7 protein-coding genes are annotated in these 6,748 nt (G+C 58.9%); 3 read left to right on the top strand and 4 right to left on the bottom strand.

What is annotated here, in order from left to right:
• The 3 genes from ACN0X0_RS22765 to ACN0X0_RS22775 all read right to left on the bottom strand — a co-directional run.
• The coding region (locus tag ACN0X0_RS22765) for a sugar ABC transporter substrate-binding protein (protein ID WP_417281103.1) at window positions 1–703 on the bottom strand (703 nt) is incomplete at its 3' end.
• A 120-nt stretch (window positions 704–823) separates the two neighbouring features.
• On the bottom strand, window positions 824–1,633 hold the full coding sequence (locus ACN0X0_RS22770; RefSeq protein WP_417281104.1) for an SMP-30/gluconolactonase/LRE family protein: 810 nt from the start codon (window positions 1,631–1,633) through the stop codon (window positions 824–826).
• The gene (locus ACN0X0_RS22775) at window positions 1,630–3,267 is read right to left on the bottom strand and encodes a bifunctional 3-(3-hydroxy-phenyl)propionate/3-hydroxycinnamic acid hydroxylase (RefSeq protein WP_417281105.1); all 1,638 of its coding nucleotides are present in this window, start codon (window positions 3,265–3,267) and stop codon (window positions 1,630–1,632) included. Before ACN0X0_RS22775 ends, ACN0X0_RS22770 begins: the two co-directional genes overlap by 4 nt.
• A gap of 113 nt (window positions 3,268–3,380) precedes the next feature.
• Between ACN0X0_RS22775 and ACN0X0_RS22780 the strand changes: the two genes are divergently transcribed.
• Both ACN0X0_RS22780 and ACN0X0_RS22785 read left to right on the top strand, forming a co-directional pair.
• Window positions 3,381–4,256 carry a fumarylacetoacetate hydrolase family protein gene (locus tag ACN0X0_RS22780; RefSeq protein ID WP_417281106.1) on the top strand — a complete coding sequence of 292 codons (876 nt, stop codon included), beginning with the start codon at window positions 3,381–3,383 and terminating at the stop codon, window positions 4,254–4,256.
• A gap of 39 nt (window positions 4,257–4,295) precedes the next feature.
• Window positions 4,296–5,252 (top strand): VOC family protein, encoded by a 957-nt coding sequence (locus ACN0X0_RS22785; protein ID WP_417281107.1) that lies wholly within the window; start codon window positions 4,296–4,298, stop codon window positions 5,250–5,252.
• Here ACN0X0_RS22785 and ACN0X0_RS22790 read toward each other — a convergent pair.
• Window positions 5,249–6,127, bottom strand: coding sequence for a LysR family transcriptional regulator (locus ACN0X0_RS22790; RefSeq protein WP_417281108.1), 879 nt, complete (start codon window positions 6,125–6,127; stop codon window positions 5,249–5,251). The genes ACN0X0_RS22785 and ACN0X0_RS22790 overlap by 4 nt on opposite strands.
• A gap of 112 nt (window positions 6,128–6,239) precedes the next feature.
• On the opposite strand from ACN0X0_RS22790, the gene ACN0X0_RS22795 reads away from it, so the two are divergent.
• The coding region (locus ACN0X0_RS22795) for an SDR family NAD(P)-dependent oxidoreductase (RefSeq protein ID WP_417281109.1) at window positions 6,240–6,748 on the top strand (509 nt) is incomplete at its 3' end.

The following is a 6,748-nucleotide window of genomic DNA, read 5'->3' on the forward strand; positions in this document are numbered from 1 at the left end:
CCAGACGATCGTTCATCCCGTAGAACCCGTCGATACCGCCCTGCCCGGCAAACCGCGCGATCAGCTGCCCAGCCGCCTGTTCACCATCGACCGGGTTCCAACGAACGTCCTCGATCGCGACCATTTCCGCACCCGGCAGGCGTGCTTTTAGTGCCTCCTCGAAACCGGCAAGCCGCATCGGCCCGATGCCCTCGGCCAGCGCGCCGGTCACGGCGGCGATCTTCGGCGCGTCAAGCCCGCGCGATTCGGCGGCATCGGCCATGGCCTCACCTGCCAACTCGCCCAGTCTGCGGGAGTTTTCCCCGACATAGGTGACGTAAAGGCCCTCGGCTGTGGCGTCGGGCTGCGAGATCACGGTAAAGACTGGGACACCCGCTTCTTTCGACCGTTCCAGAGAGGGCACGAGCGCGTTCTGGCTGATGGATTGCAGGACGATGGCGTCAAAGTCCTGTGCGACCGCGTCATCGAGCTGCCGTGCTTGCAGTGCCGGGTCGAAAGGGCTGGAGAAGATCTGGACTTCCATTCCCGCCGCCTTGGCATCGCCCTCGAACGTGGCAGCCCAGGTGCCGATGAAGGCGTCTTGGGTCGGGCCAAGCAAGACGGCGACGCTTTTGCCCGCAGCTTCGGCATGGGCGGCGAGCCCGGTCAGGATAGCGCTGGTTCCGATTAGGCCTGCAAGCGCAACACGACGTGTGAATTTCATGGAATCCTCCCTTGTTGGTTCGATGGCCGCACTCCCCAGCGGCACATATTGGCGACTCTGAAGGTCGGCCGAAAAATACTCGAAATCAAGTAAAATATATTTTTGTTATAAAAATAGCATTCAATCCGCCGAGGCAGTCAGCACACTGCCGATACGCCGCATCGAACCATTCGGCTGTTTATCGACAGTGGCGACGCACAGCGAGAGCGCCCTATCTTGCGACGCACAGGCAATCGCCATGCGTCCCAGTGCCACGATTTCCGACAGCATTTCGCCATGTTCCGATACGCACACGAAGCGTTCCTCAAAGAGCAGCGGCACCCAGAACCGGCCTCTGGCGTCACGACACAGCCCGTCCGGATGCCCCGGCAGCTCGGCCAGAACCCGGCGATCGTCAAGCGCCCCATTCGCGCCGATCCGGAACGAACTCAGCCGCTTGCCGAAGGTTTCGCAGACAATCAACCGATCCCCGACGACGACCATCCCGTTGGGGAAAAAGACGTCCTCGGCGACGATCCGACACCCGTAATCGGGATGAAAAGCGTGTATCCGCCCACAGTTAACCGGATCGTCCTTCCCAAAGGTGAAACCAGTTTCGCCAACCCAAGCCCAACCGTCCGGTCCGCAGATCATGTCGTTGAAGTTCCCAGCGAGCGCATCGCCGAGATCGAACAGAAGCTCGGTCTCTTCCCCTTCACGCCAACGATAGATCCGCGCAGCGAGTGACGTCGCATATAACAGATCGCCGTCGGGCGTGAAATCCATCCCCGCCGGGCGTTCCTCGACCTTCAGTATCGTTTCGGGAGCGCTTCCGCATCGCACGCGCGCGATGCGGAAGTTGTGCACATCCGAAATCCAGAGGGCCCCGCCATGCCAGCGCGGCGCCTCGGGCCAGGAGAACCCTTCGGCACACGTCTTGAGCTCGGTCATGCGGCCGTTGCCTCAACCGATGAGGTCAGGCACAGCTTGGACGCGATATCGTCGACCAACCCGCCGATATCGCCTGGCACACGGGCCGCGCCGTAGATGTAGAAATCCGGACGGACCAGCACGGCGCAAATGCCATGAGTTTCGAACCAGTCAGCATAAGCGTCATCCGCGTCACGCACGGTCGCACCGGCATGGTCGCCAACCGACAGGACCTTTGCGCCGATCCGCTCGAGCAGAGCCCTTTGCGCATCGCTCAGCCGCTCGGCGGGGTTGCACCCCACACCGAGCAGGGTAAAGCCCGTGCCAAAGACCTCATCGGCCAGAACCACCTTGCCACCGACTTCGACCTGACGCTGCAGCGACAGCGTACCGGCGAGATGGCGCGGCTTGCCGGTTTCGTCGAGCGCGATGATGCCATGACGAAGCTGCGGGAAGTCGGGCATCGGCGGAAGCCAGCCGTCACGGAACTTCTGGTCGCGCGCTTCTGCTTCGTCCGTGTCCATCGTGCAAGGCACCTTTCCGGCTTCCAGTGAGATGCGCGTCCAGTCCTCGGTATGTGGAGAGCGTTCCGGCTCATAGGAATCCAGGATCGTGTCCTTGGCAATCCCGCGCCGCACGAGGTCCATTTTCCACGCCAGATTGACCGCGTCGCGCATGCCTGAGCACATCCCCTGCCCCATGAAGGGCGGCGTGGTATGTGCCGCATCGCCTGCAAGGAAGATCGGGCCGCGGCGCCATTCCGTGGCGTGGCGCGCCTCAAATGTGTAGACCAGTTGGCGCACGATATCGAGGTCGTCGGGACCCATCCCGAGTGCACCGAGCAACCGCCAGGCGGCCTCGTCGGTTAGCAGGCTTTCGGGGTCCTCGCCAAGGAGAACCGCCCATTCCCAGCGGCGATGCCGCTTGCCGAGCGGCAGCACCGTGGTCGGCCGACGCGGATCGCAGATTTGACCGCAATCGAATTCAAAGTCGAGATCGCGCTTCTTGCGCGCATCAATCACCAGCCACTTCTCGTTGAAGCCGAAATCGTGACGCTCGATGCCGAGCGTTTGCCGGACCGAGCTGTTCGCCCCGTCGCAGGCCACCAGGAAACGTGCGGTGAAGGTGCGGGTCTCGTCAGTGACGACTGGCACATGGCTGCCCGGCACCGTTTCGGTGCGCGCGATGGTGCACCGCACGCCGCCACCGATTTCCTCGAATGACACAAGCTGCCAGCCCAACAGGTCGGTATTCGTCGGCGCTGCGGTAAGCTCGCGCCCCAGCGCGTTCTCGAAGACTGGCTGAAACTGCATGTAGTCGGAATTGTAGCCCGAGACGCTCTTCTCGCCCCAGTCGAATTCCAGAAGTGTCTCGCCATGCGCGTTGACCCAGACGTACTCGGTGGTCGGATAGCAATCCGCCAACACATCATCAACGATGCCGAATTTCTGGAAAAGCCGCATGATCTCGTGATCGACGTGGCCGGCGCGCGGTAATCCGTAAAGATCGCGGTGCTTCTCAATCACGACGGTACACATTCCCAGCTGCGCAGCACTCATGGCCATCGTCAGCCCAACCGGCCCGCGGCCGATAACGGCGATATCGTAGTCAAAAGTGTCCATGTTCTTTGATTCTCCTCCCGAGGCTTTGCACATGTCTGCGTGCCTCCCAGCGCACAGAGTTGAACATTTGCTTAAAAATATATTTTTAGTTGACAAAAAGATCAAACGGAAAATAGTTAGAGACTAAATTTACTAGGAGGAACCCCATGAAATTCGTCAGATTCGAGCGCGATGGCATTGCGTATATGGCGGTTGAGAAAGACGGCGCACTGCATGGTCTGCCGGTGACGGACAAAGCGTTTCCCGGAACGCTTGACGATCTCATCGGTGATGCGGCAGCTCTCGAAGCGGCGGGCAACACCCTTGAGGCCGCCCCTGCCCTGTCGGGCGAAGGCATCCAGTATCTGTCGCCGTTCGAACGGTCGAGCAAGATACTCTGCGTCGGCCTGAACTACAGTGACCATACCGAAGAGTCGGGCTATGATCAGCCGGATTACCCGACCATTTTCGCGCGATTCGCAAGCGGTGTGATCGCACATGAAGACCCGATCATCCGCCCCGCGATCTCGGAAACCCTCGACTACGAAGGCGAACTTGTCGCGGTAATCGGCAAACCGGCTTTCAAGGTTACCGAAAACGCCGCGCTCGACTATGTCGCCGGCTATTCAATCTTTAACGATGGTTCGGTCCGCGAATTCCAGCACGTGACGCCGCAATGGACGATTGGCAAGAATTTCGACAATACTGGTGCCTTTGGCCCAGGTTTCGTGACTGCGGGCGATCTGCCAAAGGGTGCTCTTGGTCTGACCCTTGAGACTCGTCTCAACGGTGAAATCGTACAGTCCGCCAAGATCGACCAAATGGTCTTCTCGGTCGCCAAGCTTGTCTCTATCTTGAGCCAGAGTATGACGCTGGTGCCCGGCGACCTGATCGTGACTGGGACGCCATCGGGGATCGGGGCAGCTCGCAAGCCCCCACTTTGGATGAAGGCCGGCGATGTCTGCGAAGTCGAAATCGAAGGGATCGGCGTACTGCGCAACCGGATCGAGGACGAAGCAACCGAAAGCGCGGATGCCGCATAAAACTGAGCCCAGCGGCGTCGCATTGGGAGGAGACCCGAAATGACCGCAATCACTGGATATATCAAACCCTCCCGCCGCGAAGGCGTGCTGGGCGTGCATTCGATGGATCACTACCATATGGCAGTGCCGGACCTAGAAGAGGCGCGACGCTTCTATCTCGCCTTCGGTCTCGACGTCCGGGAAGAGGGCAATGCGCTCGGCCTCTACACGTTCGGAAACAATCATCGATGGGCGAGCTTGTCCGAAGGGCCGCGCAAAAAGATGTCTTATCTGTCGTTCGGTGTGTTTGAGGACGATTTCGAGGCGTTCCGTCGCTATGTTGAAACCCAAGGTGTACCGCTAAAAGACGCGCCCCCGGGTTTCGAGCGCAACGGCTTTTGGTTCGAGGATCACGACAAAAATCTCATCGAGATCCATGTTGCCGAGAAAACCTCGCCCAACGAGAAATCCTTCGTCTCGAATGTATCAGTTCCGGCGAATGTACGCGGTGCAGTCACGAACTCAAACGCACCGGTGATCCAACCGCGCCGTCTGGCGCATATGCTGATCTTCACGCGGGACGTTCCTAAAGCGATCGAGTTCTACAGTCGGGTTCTCGGGCTGCGCGTGTCGGATACTTCGGGTGACGGTATCGCGTTTATGCACGGCGTTCATGGCAGCGACCATCATTTGATCGCCTTCGCCAAATCGGAGGCACCCGGCATTCACCATTCGAGCTGGGATCTTGAATCGATCGACCAGATCGGGGTCGGTGCGATGCAAATGGCTGATAAGGGGTTCGATAAGGGCTGGGGCCTCGGGCGTCACGTGCTCGGTTCCAACTATTTCCATTACGTGCGTGACCCCTGGGGCAGCTACTCAGAATATTCTTCGGACATCGATTATGTGTCGGCCGATCATGACTGGGAAGCTGGAGATTTCGCTGATAAGGATGCCTTCTACATTTGGGGGCCGAATGCGCCCTCCGACTTCACCCACAATTACGAAGACGATTAGGCCGGCTCGCGAAACAACGCTTCTACCCAGTCGATAAAAACCCGCACACGCGGCGAAAGCTGTTGATAACGGGGATAGAGCAGCGACACCGAAGAGGGCTTTGGTGCATAATCTGGCAGGATCTCGACCAGCAATCCGAGGTCGAGATCCTGTTTTGCATGGTAGCGGGGGATCTGAATGATCCCCAGCCCGAGGCGGCCCGCCGCGATATAGCTTTCGGCAGCGTTGACGTCGAGGCGTGTGGGAAGAGCGATCTCCCTCTCGCCGAATTCCAGCGGCAGGATGGCCCGTGTTGCCGTCGAGCGGAATCCGACCATCATGTGCCCATGCAAACCCTCGAGACTGAGCGGCGTGCCGTGGCGAGCAAGGTAATCAGGCGCGGCCAACGTCACCTCTTCGAGCATGGCCACACGGCGCGCGATCAGGTCGCTGTCCTGTGGCTCGCCTACCCTCAGCACACAATCCACACCCTCCGGGATCAGGTCCACGAGCCGATCCCCCTCGCTCATATAGACGTTGAGATCGGGATAGGTGGCAAGAAAGTTCGGCAGATGCGGCATCACATAGTGGCGCGCCAACGTACCGTGAACGTCGATGTGCAATTGACCCTTTGGTTTGGCCCCAGCGAAAGCCTCTTCAGCGTCCTCGACATCGGCAAGAATAGAGAGGCAGCGTTGGTAATAGGCTTCACCGTCGAGCGTTGGAGCGACAGTTCGGGTTGTGCGCTGCAGGAGCTTCACGCCCAGTTTGGCTTCGAGTTTCTTGACGGCATCGGTCACCGTTGAGCGGGGCATGGAAAGATCCTCTGCTGCCTTCGTAAAACTCCGGCGTTCAACGATCCGTGCGAAGACCTGCATCGCGTCTAGCTTGTCCATGGTCAGTTTATTATCCGAGATATTAGAATAGTGATGTCGAGTATTAGATAATTATCCGACAGACTGCGATAGTTATATGCAGTTTATGCCCAACAACACTCAGGAGACAAACATGTCTAATCAGACCAAAACAGCGCTTGTGACCGGCGCATCACGCGGAATCGGCGCGGCAATCGCGACTCGTCTGGCCAAAGATGGTTTCAACGTCATCGTGAACTATTCGGGTTCTGAAGGCGCAGCAGCCAAGGTCGTCGCAGACATCGAGAAATCCGGCGGTAAGGCCGTCGCAGCACAAGCTGACGTTGCTGACTCAGCCGCAGTAAAACGTTTGTTCGATCTTGCCGAAAGCGCGTTCGGCGGAGTTGACGTGCTCATCAACAACGCGGGCATCATGAAGCTCAGTGCCCTCGCCGAAGCCGATGACGCCCTGATCGACAGCCAGATCGACATCAACTTCAAAGGATCGATCAACACCATGCGCGAAGCGGCCAAACGCCTACAGGATGGCGGGCGGATCGTGAACCTCTCATCTTCAGTCGCCGCCCTGAAATTCGAAACCTATGGCATCTACGCGGCGACCAAAGGTGCCATCGAAGTCCTCACCGGCATTCTCGCCAAGGA

The sequence above is a fragment of the Celeribacter sp. genome (assembly GCF_048270365.1).
Taxonomy (GTDB): Bacteria; Pseudomonadota; Alphaproteobacteria; order Rhodobacterales; family Rhodobacteraceae; genus Celeribacter.